We start from the raw sequence: 16,446 nt of genomic DNA on the forward strand, positions 1-16,446 counted from the left end.
GGCGGGGGCAAGTATCCGCTTAACAACAGTAACTTCGGCAATTTTCCTTCACTTTCACTCTCATCACAAAATTAAGTTTCATATTTTTCGAATATTAAAAATTTTGTACACCGACGACTCAACAATGTTAACGCTATCATTGATTTCGGTTTCTTTTTGATAACGTTTTCAGGAGTCGGAACATGCCTTGTCAGCATCATCGCCCTACCCGCGTTGTTCAAACCATCTTCATTGCCTGCTGCCTCTTGGCGGGCGCAGCCCCGGCCTTCGCCACCACGATCGACTTCGAAACCCACAGCAATGTCGTGACGCCCGTGCTCGGCAGCGGCGACACGGCCTACGCCGGCCGCGACCGCTTCACCACCGCCGGCTACACGGCAACGGTGGCCGACAGCGTCTACGCCCAGAGCCTGCCCGACTATGAACCCGGCGCGGCCGGCGTGATCGTCGACCATTCGGACCGCCTGGCCTGCAGCATCGTCGTCTGTCCCGGCAGCTTCTTCAACCAGAGCCATTACTACGCCGGCCTCAACGACGGCTCGCTGACGCTGGCGCGCACCGACGGCCTGGCGTTCCGCCTGTTCTCGCTCGACTTCGCCTTCGTCGCGTACACCTATGACCTGCCCAATTTCAGCTACGGCCAGCTGGTGCTGAGCGCCACGGCCGAAGGCAGCGACGATCCCATCACGCGCAACATGAATTTGCCGGGGCAATTCCTGGACGGCAACTTCATCTTCGACACCTGGCAGCTCGACGGCCTCTTCAGCGGCCTGAACCTGACCAGCCTCACCATCAGCGCCTGCGTGTTCGACGACGGCCTGAACTGCGTGAACGGCGCGACCAGCTACAACCTGGCGCAGTTTGCCATCGACAACCTGCAAGTCGAGGCCGTGCCGGAACCGCAGGACTGGCTCGTGTTCGGCAGCGGCCTGGGCCTGCTCGCGGCCATCGTCCGCCGCCGCCGCACGGCCGGCGCCGGCAGCGTGGCCGGAGGTGCCGCATGATGCGCCGCCTGCTCGTCCTGCCCCTGCTGCTCGCCGCTGGCGCTGGCGCTGGCGCTACCGCTGCCGATGCTCCGCGCCGCACCTACATCGTCCAGCTCGGCGACAAGCCCGTGGCTTCGTACACGGGCGGCGTCGCCGGCCTGGCCGCGACCAAGCCGCCGGCGGGCTCGCTGATCAACCCGCAATCGACGGCCGTGCAGCACTACATGCAGTACCTGCAGCAACGGCGCACGGCCGCGCTCGCCGCGCTGCCGCCGGGCGCGCTGGTGCACGACCTGAAGGTGGTGTACAACGGCTTCGTCGCCCGCCTGACCGAGGCCGAGGCGCTCGCGCTCAAGCACAGCGACGGCGTGGTGGCGGTCCGTCCCGACACGTATTTCGCGCCGGCCACCAGCTATACGCCCACCTTCCTCGGCCTGGACCGGCCGGGCGGCCTGTGGAGCCAGCTGGGCGGCAAGGAGCATGCCGGCGAGGACATGATCATCGGCGTCCTCGACACCGGCATCTGGCCCGAGAATCCCGCGTTCGCCGACCGCGTCGACGCCAAGGGCGCCCCCACCCACGATCCGGACGGCACCCCCGCCTACGGGCCGCCGCCGGCGCGCTGGCACGGCACCTGCCAGACCGGGCCGGGATTCGGCGCGGACGCCTGCAACAACAAGCTGATCGGCGCGCGCGCCTATAACTTCCTGGCCGATGCCGGGCGCGAGCCGCACTGGACCGAATTCGATTCGCCGCGCGATTCGCTGGCCGGCCCCGAAGGCAAGGGCGGCCACGGCACGCACACCTCGTCCACCGCCGCCGGCAACAATGGCGTGGCGACCAGCATCGGCGCCGCCGCCCTCGGCACGACGTCGGGCATGGCGCCGCGCGCGCGCCTGGCCATGTACAAGATCTGCTTTTCCAGCGTCGACGAAAAGGGCAAGGCGAGCAACGGCTGCTCGACCAACTCGGCCGTCGTGGCCATCGAGCAGGCCGTGCTGGACGGTGTCGACGTCCTCAGCTATTCGATCAGCGGCAGCAGCGATTCGGTCGACGACCCGGTCGAGCAGGCCTTCCTCGGCGCCGCCAATGCCGGCGTGTTCGTGTCCGTGGCAGGCGGCAACTATGGTCCCGGCAACGCCGTCAACCACCCGTCGCCATGGCTGACGACGGTGGCCGCGTCGACCACCGACCGCATCCAGGGCGCCCAGGTGCAGCTCAGCACGGGCGTCCGCTACACGGGCGCATCGCTGAACGCCACGGCGCTCCCACCTGCGCCGGCGATCCTGTCCAACGACGCCGGCACCATCCCCTACGCCAACCTGGCGGCCGGCGACCGCGAGGCGCGCCGGCTCTGCTATACCGAGGCCGACCGCCTGGAGAACGGCGCCAGCAGCAATGCCGCCCTGGATCCGGCGCTGGTGGCCGGCAAGGTAGTGATCTGCCAGCGCGGCAAGAACGCGATGGTCGACAAGAGCCGCGCCGTGCAGGAAGCGGGCGGCGTCGGCATGGTGCTGGTGGACGACGGCAGCGGCCTGGTGATCAACGACTTCGTCGTGCCGACCGTGCACGTGTCGACCAAGGACGGCGCCGCCATCAGCGCCGCCCTCACGCCGGCACTGCGGATCGGCATCGGCGCCACCGAACTGGTGCCGAATCCGGAAGCGGCGCCCAAGCTGGCCCGGTTCTCCAGCCGCGGACCGAACATGGCGACGGCGAGCATCCTCAAGCCCGACCTGACGGCGCCGGGCGTCAACATCCTGGCCGGCTTCGCGCCCGACCTGACGCCGGCCGAGCACGACGCCATCGCCGCCGGCAGCCCGGCCGGCGGCGCGACCTGGGCCTATGCCAGCGGTACCTCGATGGCGACGCCGCACGTGTCCGGCCTGGCGGCGCTGCTCAAGCAGAAGCATCCGGACTGGTCGCCGGCGGCGATCAAGTCGGCGCTGATGACGACCGCGACGCCGACCGTCGACGACGGCCTGCCCGCCGACTTCAACGGCAAGAACGCGTTCGGCCAGGGCGCCGGCCACGTCGCGCCGACACCGGCGGCCGATCCGGGCCTCGTGTACGAGCTGGGCGCCACCGACTACCAGCGCTTCCTGTGCGGCCTCGGTTCGTACAGCGTGCCGGCTTCCGTGTGCAGCAGCGTCGGCACCGTCGCCGACTACGACCTGAACCTGGCATCGCTGTCCGCCGCCAACGTCGCGGACACGCAGACCATCAAGCGCCGCGTCACCAATGTGGGCGGCGCGCCGGCGACCTACACGGCCAGCGCCAGCCTGCCCGGCTTCACCGTCACCGTGGCGCCGGCCAGCCTCACGCTGGCGCCCGGGGCCAGCGCCGACTACAGCGTGACGCTCAAGCGCACCAGCGCGGCCAACAACACCTGGGCCTACGGCACGCTGGACTGGAGCGACGGCACGCACCGCGTGCGCAGCCCGCTCACGGCCCGCACCTCGCTGTTCACGCCGGACGACTACTATTATTCGGAAGGCACGTCGGGCAACAAGACCGTGAGCGTCACCACCGCCTACAACGGCAAGCTGACGGCCAAGGTGGCGGGCCTGCGCGAAGCGACGCAGGACACGTACACGCTGCATGCGAACGCGTCGAGCGACCACGGTGTGGCCGAGTGCGCCGCGGGCGGCAGCGACAGCGTCAGCTACAAGCGCGTCACGATCCCCGCCGGCACCGTCGGCGCGCGCTTCGCGCTGTACGAGGAGGACACCAGCGGCGGCTCGGGCGACGACCTCGACCTGCTGCTGCTGGATGGCCAGGGCAACCTGATCGTGGGCAGCGTCAACCTGTTCTCCTCGGCCGAGGACATCGAGTCCCCGCACCCGGACCCGGGCGAGTACATCGTCTGCGTGGTCGCGCGCACCCCGGTCGGCGGCGCCGCCACCGCCAAGCTGTCGAGCTGGGTGATCGCGCCGGGCCAGACGGCCATCGGCAACCTCAAGGTGCTGACGCCGTCGACCGTGTTCGCCTACCGTCCCGCCTCGGCCAGCTATACCTGGTCGGGCCTGGCGCCGGGACGGCACTACATGGGCGGGGTCGAGTTTTCCAACGGCAGCCTGCGCCTGGGCGCGACGCTGATCCAGGTGGAAAGCATCGAGACCGTCTGGGGCCGCGCCGCGGGCCGCGGCACCAGGCTGGAGGGGCTGCAGGCGCGGCGCAGCGACCGCTAGCGGCGTGCGGACCGGACGGCAAGGCCTGCCGGCGGCTACCCGCCGACCAGCTGCAGCCTGCGCCCCGGTCCGCGCTCCGGCACGTCGCGCCCGTACACGCTGACGCGGTCGCGCCCGTGCTGCTTGGCGTGGTACAGCGCCTCGTCGGCGCGGCGCAGGATATCTTCCCATTTGTGGTCGCCCGCCTCCAGCGCGGCCACGCCCACGCTTACCGTCATCGCCACTGCCTGACCCTGCGCATGCAGCGGCGACTGGGCGACCAGTTCGCGCAGGCGCTCGGCGATGTGGGCGACGTCGTCCACCGTGGCGCCCGTCAGCAGCACGGCGAATTCCTCGCCGCCCGTGCGGAACAGCGCATCGTAGCCGCGCAGCACGCGTGCCGACAGCGTGGTGACGTGGCGGATGGCGGCATCGCCCACGCCATGGCCGTAGCGGTCGTTGATCGACTTGAAGTGGTCGATGTCGAAGGTGAGGAAACAGGCCGGCGTACCGGTGCGGCGGCAGCGCCGGAACTCGCGCGTGGCGATGTCGTGCAGCGCGCGCCGGTTCAGCCAGCCGGTGAGTACATCGGTGAGCGAGGCGCGGCGCAAGGCCAGCGTCTGCTGCTGAGTCACGATGAGCGCGCAGCCCATGGTGCCGACCGACAGGAACACCAGCATCGACAACGCGCCGGTCGTCAGCAGGAACTGGCCGCCAAGGAAAGACGGGGCATGGCCATCGTTGGCCGCCATGGCGGCGCAGCGCAATGCCATCTGCAGGCCCGACAACAATTCCAGCACGATCAGCGGCAGGTAGGCGGCCCGCGCTTCGCGCTCGCTGCCGCGCCACAGCAGCCAGGCCGTCGCCACGCTGATCGTGACCACGATTGGCGTCATGAAATACAGGCGATGGACGGGCGAGGCGCTCAGGTAGGGCAAGCCATGCGCCGCCAGCACCAGCGCGGACACCGCCGCGAACCAGCCCCAGCCCGGGCGCAAGTTCAGGTGCCGGCGCGCGCCGGCCAGCATGCCGAACTGGCCGGCCACGTGCAAGGCATTGCCCAGGCCGGCGAACATGGGGCCGGCGTCATGCCCGTGGATGATGTAGGCGGCGATGCTGTTGTTCAGGGCAAAGAAGATGCCGGCCAGGGCCCAGTGCACGAGGGAGCGCTGGCGCGAACTGGCGAGATACAGCAATCCCATGCTGCCCGCCATGATCGAACTGGCGAGCGCTGCGGCAACGACGAGTGTGAATGCATCCATCCTCTTCCCTGGGCACCATGTGCAATATAAACAACTGTGATTTCACTATTATAAGAGTCTTGCCATTACGGAATCTCTCTGATTGTCTCGCCCCGTTGAAATCGCTCGCGAAACCCGTCCTGAGCGCGACACCAGTACCGAAAACGCAACGTTTTTCAGAGGTATAGACATATATAAATTTGCCGCCAGCACGTGCTCCCTTAAAAAATTCGCTTTTATTTATCACAAGGTCTTTGTAACAGCCTTGTTACAAATCAAGATCCTCATTATCAGGAGGCAAGACTAGAATATTTTCTTTCTTTCAACCATAAATACAGGGAAAACATGATACGTTTGCCGATCGGCTTGGCGGCACTGTGCTTCACCATGTCTGCCATCGCAGCGGAACCCTTCGACGACAAGTTCCGCCAGCTCGACGAATTGCTCCCGACCCCCACGACGATCCGCACCGCCTCCGGTGCGCCGGGCCACGCCTACTGGCAGCAGCGCGCCGACTACACGATCCGCGCCACGCTGGACGAGGCCAAGCGCACGATCACGGGTGCCGAGACGATCACGTATCACAACAACTCCCCCGACGCGCTGACCTACCTGTGGATCCAGCTCGACCAGAACCTCTTCAAGCCGGGTTCGGACGCGCGCACCACCGCCACCCTGCCCTCGCGCGATGCATGGCAGGGCGCGACGCCGGCAACCGGCGTCAAGTTCGACGCGATCCGCAGCACGCTGGAAGCACGCACCTTCCCGGGCGGCTTCGACATCAAGGCCGTCAAGGACGGCAGCGGCCGTCCGCTGCACTACGTCATCAACCGCACGATGATGCGCATCGACCTGCCCCAGCCCCTGAAGCCGGGCCAGCGCCTGTCCTTCGGCATCGACTGGAGCTACAACATCACGGAATCGAAGATCCTCGGCGGCCGCTCCGGCTACGAGAAATTCGACGACAAGAACGACCTGTTCGAGATCGCCCAGTGGTTCCCGCGCATGGCCGCCTACTACGATGTGTATGGCTGGCAGCATAAACAGTTCCTCGGCGCCGGCGAATTCACGCTGGAGTTCGGCGACTACGACGTGCAGGTCACCGTCCCGGCCGACCACATCGTCGCCTCCACCGGCGAACTGCAGAACCCGGACGCCGTCCTGACGGCCGCCCAGCGCGACCGCCTGAAGCAGGCGCGCACCGCGAGCAAGCCGGTCGTCATCGTGACCCAGGCCGAAGCCGAGGCGAAGGAAAAGACGCGCGTCGACGGCACCCGCACCTGGCACTTCAAGGCGAAGAACGTGCGCGACTTCGCGTTCGCGTCGAGCCGCAAGTTCATCTGGGATGCACAGGGCTTCAAGAAGGACGGCACCAATGTCCTGGCGATGTCCTACTATCCGAAGGAAGGCAACCCGCTGTGGGGCCAGTACTCGACCCAGTCGATCATCCACACCATCAACGAGTACAACAAGTATTCGTTCGACTACCCGTACCCGGTGGCGATTTCCGTGAACGGCCCCGTGGGCGGCATGGAATACCCGATGATCTCGTTCAACGGCCCCCGTCCGACGAAGGACAAGAAGACCGGCGAACTGACCTACTCGAAGCGCACCAAGTATGGCCTGATCAGCGTGATCATCCACGAGGTGGGCCACAACTACTTCCCGATGATCGTCAACTCGGACGAGCGCCAGTGGACCTGGATGGACGAGGGCCTGAACTCCTTCGTGCAGTACCTGGCCGAGCAGGCATGGGAAGAGCACTACCCGCAATCGCGCGGCGAGCCGCGCGTGATCGCCGAGTACATGAAGAGCCGTAACCAGGTGCCCATCATGACCAACTCGGAATCGGTCCTCCAGTTCGGCAACAACGCCTACGCGAAGCCCACCGCCGCGCTGATCGTGCTGCGCGAAACCATCCTGGGCCGCGAGCTGTTCGATTTCGCGTTCAAGGAATACGCGCAGCGCTGGAAGTTCAAGCGCCCGACCCCGGCCGACTTCTTCCGCACGATGGAAGACGCGTCGGGCACGGACCTCGACTGGTTCTGGCGCGGCTGGTTCTACACGACCGACGCCGTGGACGTGAGCGTGGACGGCATCAGCGAGTACACGATCGGCTCCAAGGATCCGGAAGTCGAGAAGGCATGGCAGCGCGCCCAGAAGGATGCGCAACCCGTGTCGATCACCGACCAGCGCAACAAGGGCACCCTGCCGCGCCGCGTCGATGCGCATCCGGAACTGAAGGACTTCTATAACGAGCACGACGACTTCACGGTCACCAACAAGGACCGCAACAAGTACGCGGAAACGACCGAAGGCCTGGAGGACTGGGAAAAGGCGCTGCTCAAGGAAGGCAAGCACATGTACCTGGTCGACTTCTCGAACCTGGGCGGCCTCGTCTCGCCGCTGGTCCTCGAGATCCAGCTCCAGAGCGGCAAGAAGTACATCGAGCGCATCCCGGCCGAAGTGTGGCGCTACTCGCCGAAGAAGATCACGAAGCTGATCATCACCGACGAGCCGATGGTCGCCCTCACGCAGGACCCGTACTGGGAAACCGCCGACACCGACACCAGCAACAACAGCTGGCCGCGCAAGGCGACCCCGTCGCGCCTGGAACTGTTCAAGACGCAGCGCGAACAGTCGGACATGATGAAGGACTTCAACGAGAAGCTGAAGACCAAGGACGCCGGCAAGGACAAGGCGGCCGCCACCGAAGCCCAGAAGGCCGAGTGACACTTGGATGGTGGGCACGTGGTGCCCACCATGCGTGACCGATCCGTAAGAAACCGGGGTCAGAGCCCCTGAAAAGCAACACCGGGCTCTGACCCCTGCGTTGCCGTTTTCCCCCATCAAGATCCCATGAAACGCCTCCCGCTCGCCCTCGCCGCCCTCTCGCTCATCGCCTCCCTGTCGAACGCCACCGCCCAGGCCTTCGACGACAAGTTCCGCCAGCTCGACGAACTCCTCCCCACGCCCACCGACACCCGCACCGCGTCCGGCGCCCCGGGCCACGCCTACTGGCAGCAGCGCGCCGACTACCGCATCCGCGTCACGCTGGACGAAGCGAAACGCGCCGTCAGCGGCAGCGAGACGGTCACGTACCACAACAATTCGCCGGACACGCTGTCCTACCTGTGGGTGCAGCTGGACCAGAACATGTTCCGCAGCGATTCGGACAACCGCAACATCTCGAGCTACCCGTCGCGCGACGCCTGGCGCACGGCGGCCACGCCCGGCGGCCAGGCTGGCCTGAACTACGAGGCGGCCCGCTTCCTCGTCGAGAGCCGGAAGTTCGACGGCGGCTTCAAGCTGGGCGGCGTCACCGACACGTCCGGCCGCCCGCTGGCCCACGTCGTCAACAAGACCATGATGCGCATCGACCTGCCTCAGCCCCTGAAGCCGGGCCAGCGCTTCTCGTTCGACGTGGCATGGAGCTTCAACGTGCCGGAGACGAACGTGCTGGGCCGCCGCATGGGCTTCGAGCGCTTCGACAAGAAGGGCCAGGACAACAACGACCTGTTCGAGATCGCCCAGTTCTTCCCGCGCATGGCCGCCTACTACGACGCCCACGGCTGGCAGAACAAGCAGTACCTGGGCGACGGCGAATTCACGCTGGAGTTCGGCGACTACGACGTCGAGATCACGGTGCCGGCCGACCATATCGTGGCCGCCACCGGCGAACTGCAGAACGCGGGCGACGTGCTCACGACCGCCCAGCGCGAGCGCCTGAAGCAGGCGCGCACCGCCACCAAACCGGTCGTCATCGTGACCCAGGCCGAAGCGGAAGCGAACGAGAAACAGCGCGCCACCGCGACCAAGACCTGGCGCTACAAGGCCAAGAACGTGCGCGATTTCGCCTTCGCCACCAGCCGCAAGTTCATATGGGACGCCCAGGGCTTCAAGAAGGGCGGCACCGACGTGCTCGCGATGTCCTACTACCCGAAGGAAGGCAATCCGCTGTGGGAGCAGTACTCGACGCAGGCGATCATCCACACGATCGACAGCTATAACCAGTACTCGTTCGACTATCCGTACCCGGTCGCCATCTCGGTGAACGGCCCCGTCGGCGGCATGGAATACCCGATGATCTCGTTCAACGGCGGCCGCCCGACCAAGGACAAGAAGACGGGCGCCCTCACCTATCCGAAGAACGTCAAGTATGGCCTCATCAGCGTGATCATCCACGAGGTGGGCCACAACTACTTCCCGATGATCGTCAACTCGGACGAGCGCCAGTGGACCTGGATGGACGAGGGCCTGAACTCCTTCATGCAGTTCCTGGCCGAGCAGCGCTGGGAAGAACACTACCCGTCGCGCCGCGGCGAAGCGCGCAACATCGTCGACTACATGAAGAGCCGCAACCAGCAGCCGATCATGACGAATTCCGAATCCGTGACGAACCGCGGCGGCAACGCCTACGCCAAGCCGGCCACGGCGCTCAACGTCCTGCGCGAGACGGTGCTGGGCCGCGAGCTGTTCGACTTCGCGTTCAAGGAATACGCCCAGCGCTGGAAGTTCAAGCGCCCGACCCCGGCCGACTTCTTCCGCACCATGGAAGATGCGTCGGGCACGGACCTCGACTGGTTCTGGCGCGGCTGGTTCTACACGACCGACGCCGTGGACGTGAGCGTGGACGGCATCAGCGAATACACGATCGGCTCCAAGGATCCGGACGTCGAGAAGGCATGGCAGCGCGCCCAGAAGGATGCGCAACCCGTGTCGATCACCGACCAGCGCAACAAGGGCACCCTGCCGCGCCGCCTGGACACGCATCCGGAACTGAAGGACTTCTATAACGAGCACGACGACTTCACGGTCACGAACAAGGACCGCAACAAGTACGCGGAAACGACCGAAGGCCTGGAAGACTGGGAAAAGGCGCTGCTCAAGGAAGGCAAGCATTTATACTTGGTCGATTTCTCGAACATCGGCGGCCTGGTGAGTCCGCTCGTGCTGGAGATCCAGCTGCAGAGCGGCAAGAAATACATCGAGCGCATCCCGGCCGAAGTGTGGCGCTATTCGCCGAAGAAGATCACGAAGCTGATCGTCACCGACGAGCCGATGGTCGCCCTCACGCAGGACCCGTATCTCGAGACGGCCGACATCGACACCGGCAACAACAGCTGGCCGCGCAAGGCCCAGCCTTCGCGCCTCGAGCTGTTCAAGTCGCAGCAGACGCAGAACGACATGATGAAAGACTACGCGGAAAAACTGAAGCTGAAGAAAGAACCGGTGCAAGACGCCAAGGACGCCGTGCAGAAGGCGGACCAGGCGGTCGAAGCGGGCAAGGCGGTCGAATGACGTCGCGTCGCACCGTATTGAAGGGCATGCTGGCGGCGCTGGCTCTCGGGGCGAGTCCGCTCGCCCCGGCGCACCGCTTCCACGCCGGCATCGCCGACATCAGCCGCAACGAACGCACGGGCAGCCTGGAGATCGTGCACACCTATATGGCGCACGACGTCGAGGCCCTGCTCATGAACGTGTACCAGCGCCAGTTCGACATGGCGGACCCGGACGACCAGGCCGTCGTGCGCAAGTACATAGACAAGCAGTTCTGGCTGGCCGACAAGGACGGCAAGCGCATCCCGCTGAACTGGGTCGGCGTCACGATCGACACCGACAGCCTGACGGTATTCCAGGAAGCGCCAGGCACGCCGGCCGAGAAGGTCGAGACCATCCACAATGCCGTGCTGATCGACTTCCTCCCGGACCAGGTCAACACCGTCAACTTCACCGCGGGCGGCAGCCTGCGCACCTTCGGCTTTTCCGCCGGCCGCATCGAGATTTCCGTTCACTGACATGCAATTACGCTTCATCCCTTGCGCACTGGCTGCGCTGTTCGCGCACACCCATGCTTTCGCCGACGACCCCGTGATCCAGCGCGTGCTGGTCGAGGGTTCCCGCGCCAGCCAGCTCGGCATCGCCGATTCCGCCAACGCGGGCAGCGTCAGCCAGAAGGAACTGGAGATGCGCACCATCTACCGTCCCGGCGAGCTGCTGGAAGCGACGCCGGGCCTGATCGCCAGCCAGCACAGCGGCGAAGGCAAGGCCAACCAGTTCTACCTGCGCGGTTTCAACCTCGACCACGGCACCGACCTCGCCACCTTCGTCGACGACATGCCCGTCAACCAGCGCAGCCACGCGCACGGCCAGGGCTGGACCGACCTGAACTTCCTGGTCCCCGAGCTGACCGCGCGTCTGGACTATGCCAAGGGGCCGTACTCGCCGCGCAACGGCGACTTCGCCTCGGCCGGCAGCGCCGCCATCACCTATGCCAACCGCCTGGTGCGCAACGTGGCCACCCTCAGCGGCGGCCAGAACGGCTACGGCCGCGCGGCGGTGGCCGGGTCGCTTGATGCGGCCGGCGGCGCCCTCACCTATGCGCTGGAGCTGATGCACAACGACGGCCCGTTCACGCGCGGCGACAATTACCAGAAGCAGAACGTCGTGCTGCGCTACAGCCGCGGCTATGCCAACAATGGCTGGAGCGTGACGGCGATGGCCTACCACGGCAAGTGGAACTCCACCGACCAGATTCCCGAGCGCGCCGTCGACGATGGAACGATCGGCCGCTTCGACCCCATCGACCCGACCGACGGCGGCGAGGCGCGCCGCTACAGCCTGTCCGGCGTGTGGCGCCAGACCACGTCCGACACGGCGACCAAGGTCAACGCCTACGTCATCCGCAACCAGCTCGACCTTTGGTCGAACTTCACCTACTTCATGGACGACCCGGTCAACGGCGACCAGTTCGCCCAGCCGGACCGCCGCGTCACCAGCGGCATCAATGCCATCCACACCTGGCACGCGCACCGCTCCGACACGCTGACGTCGGACGTCACCGTCGGCGTGCAGGGCCAGAACGACAATATCTTCAATGCGCTGACGCACACGGCGGCGCGCGAGACGATCGGCATCACGCGCGAGGACCACATCCGCGAGACGAGCCATGCGGCCTGGATCGAGAACGCGACGCGCTGGACGCCGTGGCTGCGCTCTACCGTCGGCCTGCGCGCCGACCGCTACGACTTCCGCGTCCGGAGCGACCGCCCCGAGAACTCGGGCAAGGCCGACGACACCCTCGTCAGCCCCTCGCTGAACATCGCCCTGGGCCCGTGGAAGGACACGGAGCTCTACTTCAACTACGGCACGGGCTTCCACAGCAACGACGCGCGCGGCACCGTCGCGCGCGTCGATCCGAAGACGCTGGACGCGGTCGACCGGACGCCGGGCCTGGTGCGCTCGCGCGGCATGGAGATCGGCCTGCGCACGGAAGCGATCCCGAAGAACCAGACGTCGGTCTCGCTGTACCGCCTCGACTTCGACTCCGAGCTGACCTATATCGGCGACGCCGGCAATACGGAAGCGGGACCGCCGAGCCGCCGCTACGGCATCGAGTTCTCCAACTACTACAAGCCGTTCAAGTGGCTGTCGGTGGACTTCGACGCCGCCTTCGCCCGTGCCCGCTCGCGCGGCGTGGAAGCAGGCCAGGACCGGATCCCCGGCGCCGTCGAGGGCGTGGGCCAGCTGGCGCTGACGGTCAGCCAGCTGGGCGACTGGGACGGCGCGCTGCGCCTGCGCTACTTCGGCCCGCGTCCGCTGGTCGAGGACAACAGCGTGCGCTCGCAGGCCAGCACCACGCTCAACGGCCGCATCGGCTACCGTCTCGCGAAGGACCTGCGCGTGGAACTGGAAGGCTTCAACCTCGCGAACCGCAAGGTGTCGGCGATCGACTACTACTATGCCTCGCAGCTGCGCGGCGAGGCCGAGCCGCACGACGACATCCACTTCCACCCGATCGAGTCGCGCTCGTTCCGGCTCACGCTCATCAAGAACTTCTGAACCCCGCGGCGGGCGGCTGGCGCCGCGACACGTTGTACAAATGCGCCAGTGCCCGCCCGCCCATCGGTGCGCGCCCCGTGCACCCGTTCTCCACTGCTAGACTGTATTGACAGCCATGCGTCCGGCTGCGAGCCCGTTGCGGCATGACGCCGTCGCGGCATCATCGACTTTCTTCGGAGAACACCATGCGTATCTTCCTGGGTCTCATGCTGCTGGCCGGCATGCTGCATGCACACGCGGCGCACGCGCAGAGCGTCACCGTCGGCACGACGAGCAGCGGCATCGTCTACCGCAGCGACATCGACGGCGTATTCGACGGCACCGTGCTCGATACGGGCACGCCCTATGTGCTGGACGTCAAGGCGACCTTCGACATGCGCCGCTTCAACGACAGCGGCTACGGCTCGGCCGACGCCAACCTGGCGTGGATCGACGCCACGTTCGACGCGGGCGGCACCGTCCATGCCTTCCACGCCAGCGGGCTGGCCAGCTTCTTTTTCTCGCGCGACGCGAGTTTCTCCGACGACCGCGTGTTCTTGAGCTGGGCCGCGTCGATTCCCTACGGCGGGTCGGACGACAGGCTGCTCGGCTTCGTCCACACCTTCGAGGTGCCGTTCGTGTTCTTCCCGAGCGAGCACCTGCTCGATCCGGCCGACATCACGTTTACCCATGCGACCCAGCGCGAAACCACCATCGTGCTGCACGACACATTCTCGTCGTTCGGCGCCGTGTACATGGTGCCCACGTCGCTGACCTGGCAAGTGACGTCGTCGCCGACCAGCCCCGTTCCCGAACCCGGCGCCGGTGCCATGCTCGTGGCCGGCGCGGGCGTGCTGTTCGTGCTGCGCAAGCGGCGGGGGGCGCAGGGGCATGCGCCCGGCCTGCCACCGCCCGCGGCAAAAGGTGCTACGCTACCGGGATGACTACACCGCAACCTCCCTACACCGATCCCGCGCGGGTCGTCGACGCCCTGCGCGGCGACGGCTATGCGCTGCTGGCGCCGGCCGCCGTGGCGCAACTGGCCGGCTGCTCCATCGACGAGCTGCAGGCCCTGGTCCCCAGCTGGGACCACCTGGAACTCGACAACTACCTGAAGGACGGCGGCCGCTACCGCCGCCGGCGTCATTCCTGCTTCGTCGACGATGGCGGCGCGCTCGTGCAAAGCCCGCACCGCGCGCACTGGCAGCCGGTCGAGTACAACGCCCTGCACGGCGGCATGCACCGCCTGTTCGTGCCGATCGAGCCGGCCACCGTCGCGCAACCGGCCTGGAACAAGCTGCTGCGCGCCCTCGGCACCGTCTGCTCGCAGGCCAAGGCGCCGCAGACCTGGTACGTCGAGGCGCACCAGTTCCGCATCGACACCGCCGACGGCATCGGCCGCCCGACCCCGGAAGGCGCGCACCGCGACGGCGTCGACTTCGTGGCCGTGATCCTGATCGGGCGCGAAGGCATCAAGGGTGGAGAGACGCGCGTGTTCGAAGCGGACGGGCCGAAGGGCCAGCGCTTCACCATGACCGAGCCATGGACCATGCTGCTGCTGGACGATGCGGCCGTGATCCACGAATCGACGCCCATCCAGCCGCTGGCCGCACATGGCCACCGCGATACGCTGGTGCTGACCTGGCGCGCGGGCGCGTTCCAGGGGGACGACGTGGAGCAGGCAGCTGCGTAGTAGAGGAACTTGGGTCCCTGCCTGCGCAGGGACGACGTGCTGACTGCGCAGGCAGGGACCCGATTTACTGCAAGCCGTACGGGCAAAAAAAATGGCCCGTGTCCAGGGGACCGGGCCGTAATCCAGGTTTTTCGGAGAAAAACTGGAGGAGACGGTTCCAATATATTCCGATTTTTTGTGCACCGCAATACAGTAGAACTACGTAGTCGAAATCTGTCGCGCCAGAGTGACGTTTGCTGTCATCCTGGCCAGATGGCAGGTGACTTTTGCGGCAACGCGGGAAAGATTTTCCGCGGACATCGCCCGCCGACGCGTCCATACAAAACGCTGGCTATGCAGCATGGTTTGTTACACTGTAGAAGTCCCGGCTTGCCGGGGTTTCCACTCACCGACATTCCATGACTTCAGCCCGCAATCGCCGCCTCGCCATCCCTGCCGCGCTCCTCCTTGCCCTGGCCACGGCAGTCTCCCTGTTCGCCACCAGCCGCGCCGCCGATGCCAACAAGCCTGCCGTGGCGCGGCCCGCCCTCACCGTCGCCACCGCCCGTCCGCAAACGGTGCGCCTGCCACTGGGCCTCGCGGCCAACGGCAACGTCGCCGCCTGGCAGGAAGCCGTGATCGGCAGCGAGTCGAACGGGCTGCGCCTGCAGGAAGTGCGCGTGAACGTCGGCGACGTGGTCAGGAAGGGCGAGGTGCTGGCCGTGTTCGACGCGCGCACCGTGGAAGCCGACCTGGCGCAAGCCAAAGCTGCCGTCCAGGAAGCGGAGGCGAATGCCGCCGCCGCCACCGCCGATGCGCAGCGCGCCGCGGCGCTGAAGGAATCGGGGGCGCTGAGCGCCCAGCAGATCACGCAATACGTCACCACCGAACGCACGGCGCAGGCGCGCGTCGCCTCGGCCAAGGCCACGCTGGAGCAGCAGCGCCTGCGCCTGCAGTATGCGCGGGTGGTGGCGCCGGACGGCGGCGTCATCTCGGCGCGCGGCGCGACCGTGGGCGCCGTGGCCGGCGTCGGCACGGAGCTGTTCCGCCTGATCCGCCAGGGCCGGCTCGAATGGCGCGCCGAGGTCACGGCGGCCGAGCTCCCGCGCATCAAGCCGGGCCGGAAGGCCGTCGTGAAGGCGGCCAACGGCAGCAGCGTCACCGGCACCGTGCGCGCCGTGGCCCCGACCGTCGACGCCCAGACCCGCCTGGCCCTCGTCTACGTCGACCTGCCGCCGGCGCTGGATGCCAATGCGCCGCTCAAGGCCGGCATGTTCGCCAGCGGCCAGTTCGCGCTGGGCGAGTCGGACGCGCTGACGGTGCCGCAACAGGCCGTCGTCGTGCGCGACGGCTTTTCCTATGTGTTCCGCCTGAATCCCGACAGCCGCGTCAGCCAGGTCAAGGTGACGACGGGACGGCGCCTGGGCGAGCGCATCGAGGTGGTCCAGGGCATCGATGCCGCCACGGCCGTCGTCACCAGCGGCGCCGGCTTCCTGAACGACGGCGACCTGGTGAAGAACGTGGCCGCCGCCCCGATGGCCGGACGTTGAGCGCAC

Annotated in this window: 10 protein-coding genes; 9 read left to right on the forward strand and 1 reads right to left on the reverse strand. The window is 66.7% G+C overall.

Going from position 1 to position 16,446, the window contains the following annotated elements; translation table 11 throughout:
* The first annotated feature begins 245 nt into the window (after positions 1–245).
* Positions 246–1,004: an NF038120 family PEP-CTERM protein gene (locus ACI1V7_RS20015; protein WP_404533540.1), complete on the forward strand. Its 759-nt coding sequence runs from the start codon at positions 246–248 to the stop codon at positions 1,002–1,004.
* Positions 1,001–4,177: a S8 family peptidase gene (locus tag ACI1V7_RS20020; protein WP_404533541.1), complete on the forward strand. Its 3,177-nt coding sequence runs from the start codon at positions 1,001–1,003 to the stop codon at positions 4,175–4,177. Before ACI1V7_RS20015 ends, ACI1V7_RS20020 begins: the two co-directional genes overlap by 4 nt.
* A gap of 35 nt (positions 4,178–4,212) precedes the next feature.
* On the opposite strand, the gene ACI1V7_RS20025 is transcribed toward ACI1V7_RS20020, so the two are convergent.
* A complete protein-coding gene (locus tag ACI1V7_RS20025; protein WP_404533542.1) occupies positions 4,213–5,418 on the reverse strand; it encodes a GGDEF domain-containing protein in 1,206 nt (401 codons plus the stop codon).
* 366 nt (positions 5,419–5,784) lie between these two features.
* On the opposite strand from ACI1V7_RS20025, the gene ACI1V7_RS20030 reads away from it, so the two are divergent.
* The 7 genes from ACI1V7_RS20030 (at position 5,785) to ACI1V7_RS20060 (ending at position 16,440) form a co-directional block, all read left to right on the forward strand.
* Positions 5,785–8,130 (forward strand): M1 family metallopeptidase, encoded by a 2,346-nt coding sequence (locus ACI1V7_RS20030; protein ID WP_404533543.1) that lies wholly within the window; start codon positions 5,785–5,787, stop codon positions 8,128–8,130.
* A gap of 126 nt (positions 8,131–8,256) precedes the next feature.
* The gene (locus ACI1V7_RS20035; RefSeq protein ID WP_404533544.1) at positions 8,257–10,698 is read left to right on the forward strand and encodes a M1 family metallopeptidase; all 2,442 of its coding nucleotides are present in this window, start codon (positions 8,257–8,259) and stop codon (positions 10,696–10,698) included.
* The gene (locus ACI1V7_RS20040; protein WP_404533545.1) at positions 10,695–11,195 is read left to right on the forward strand and encodes a DUF6702 family protein; all 501 of its coding nucleotides are present in this window, start codon (positions 10,695–10,697) and stop codon (positions 11,193–11,195) included. The genes ACI1V7_RS20035 and ACI1V7_RS20040 overlap by 4 nt, the downstream gene beginning before the upstream one ends.
* A gap of 1 nt (position 11,196) precedes the next feature.
* The gene (locus tag ACI1V7_RS20045; RefSeq protein WP_404533546.1) at positions 11,197–13,239 is read left to right on the forward strand and encodes a TonB-dependent receptor; all 2,043 of its coding nucleotides are present in this window, start codon (positions 11,197–11,199) and stop codon (positions 13,237–13,239) included.
* A 185-nt stretch (positions 13,240–13,424) separates the two neighbouring features.
* The gene (locus ACI1V7_RS20050) at positions 13,425–14,162 is read left to right on the forward strand and encodes a PEP-CTERM sorting domain-containing protein (protein WP_404533547.1); all 738 of its coding nucleotides are present in this window, start codon (positions 13,425–13,427) and stop codon (positions 14,160–14,162) included.
* A complete protein-coding gene (locus ACI1V7_RS20055) occupies positions 14,159–14,911 on the forward strand; it encodes a 2OG-Fe dioxygenase family protein (protein WP_404533548.1) in 753 nt (250 codons plus the stop codon). Before ACI1V7_RS20050 ends, ACI1V7_RS20055 begins: the two co-directional genes overlap by 4 nt.
* A gap of 398 nt (positions 14,912–15,309) precedes the next feature.
* Positions 15,310–16,440 carry an efflux RND transporter periplasmic adaptor subunit gene (locus ACI1V7_RS20060; protein ID WP_404533549.1) on the forward strand — a complete coding sequence of 377 codons (1,131 nt, stop codon included), beginning with the start codon at positions 15,310–15,312 and terminating at the stop codon, positions 16,438–16,440.
* Positions 16,441–16,446 lie beyond the last annotated feature (6 nt).

The organism is Massilia paldalensis, from assembly GCF_044901715.1.
GTDB classification, from domain to species: Bacteria; Pseudomonadota; Gammaproteobacteria; order Burkholderiales; family Burkholderiaceae_D; genus Telluria; species Telluria paldalensis.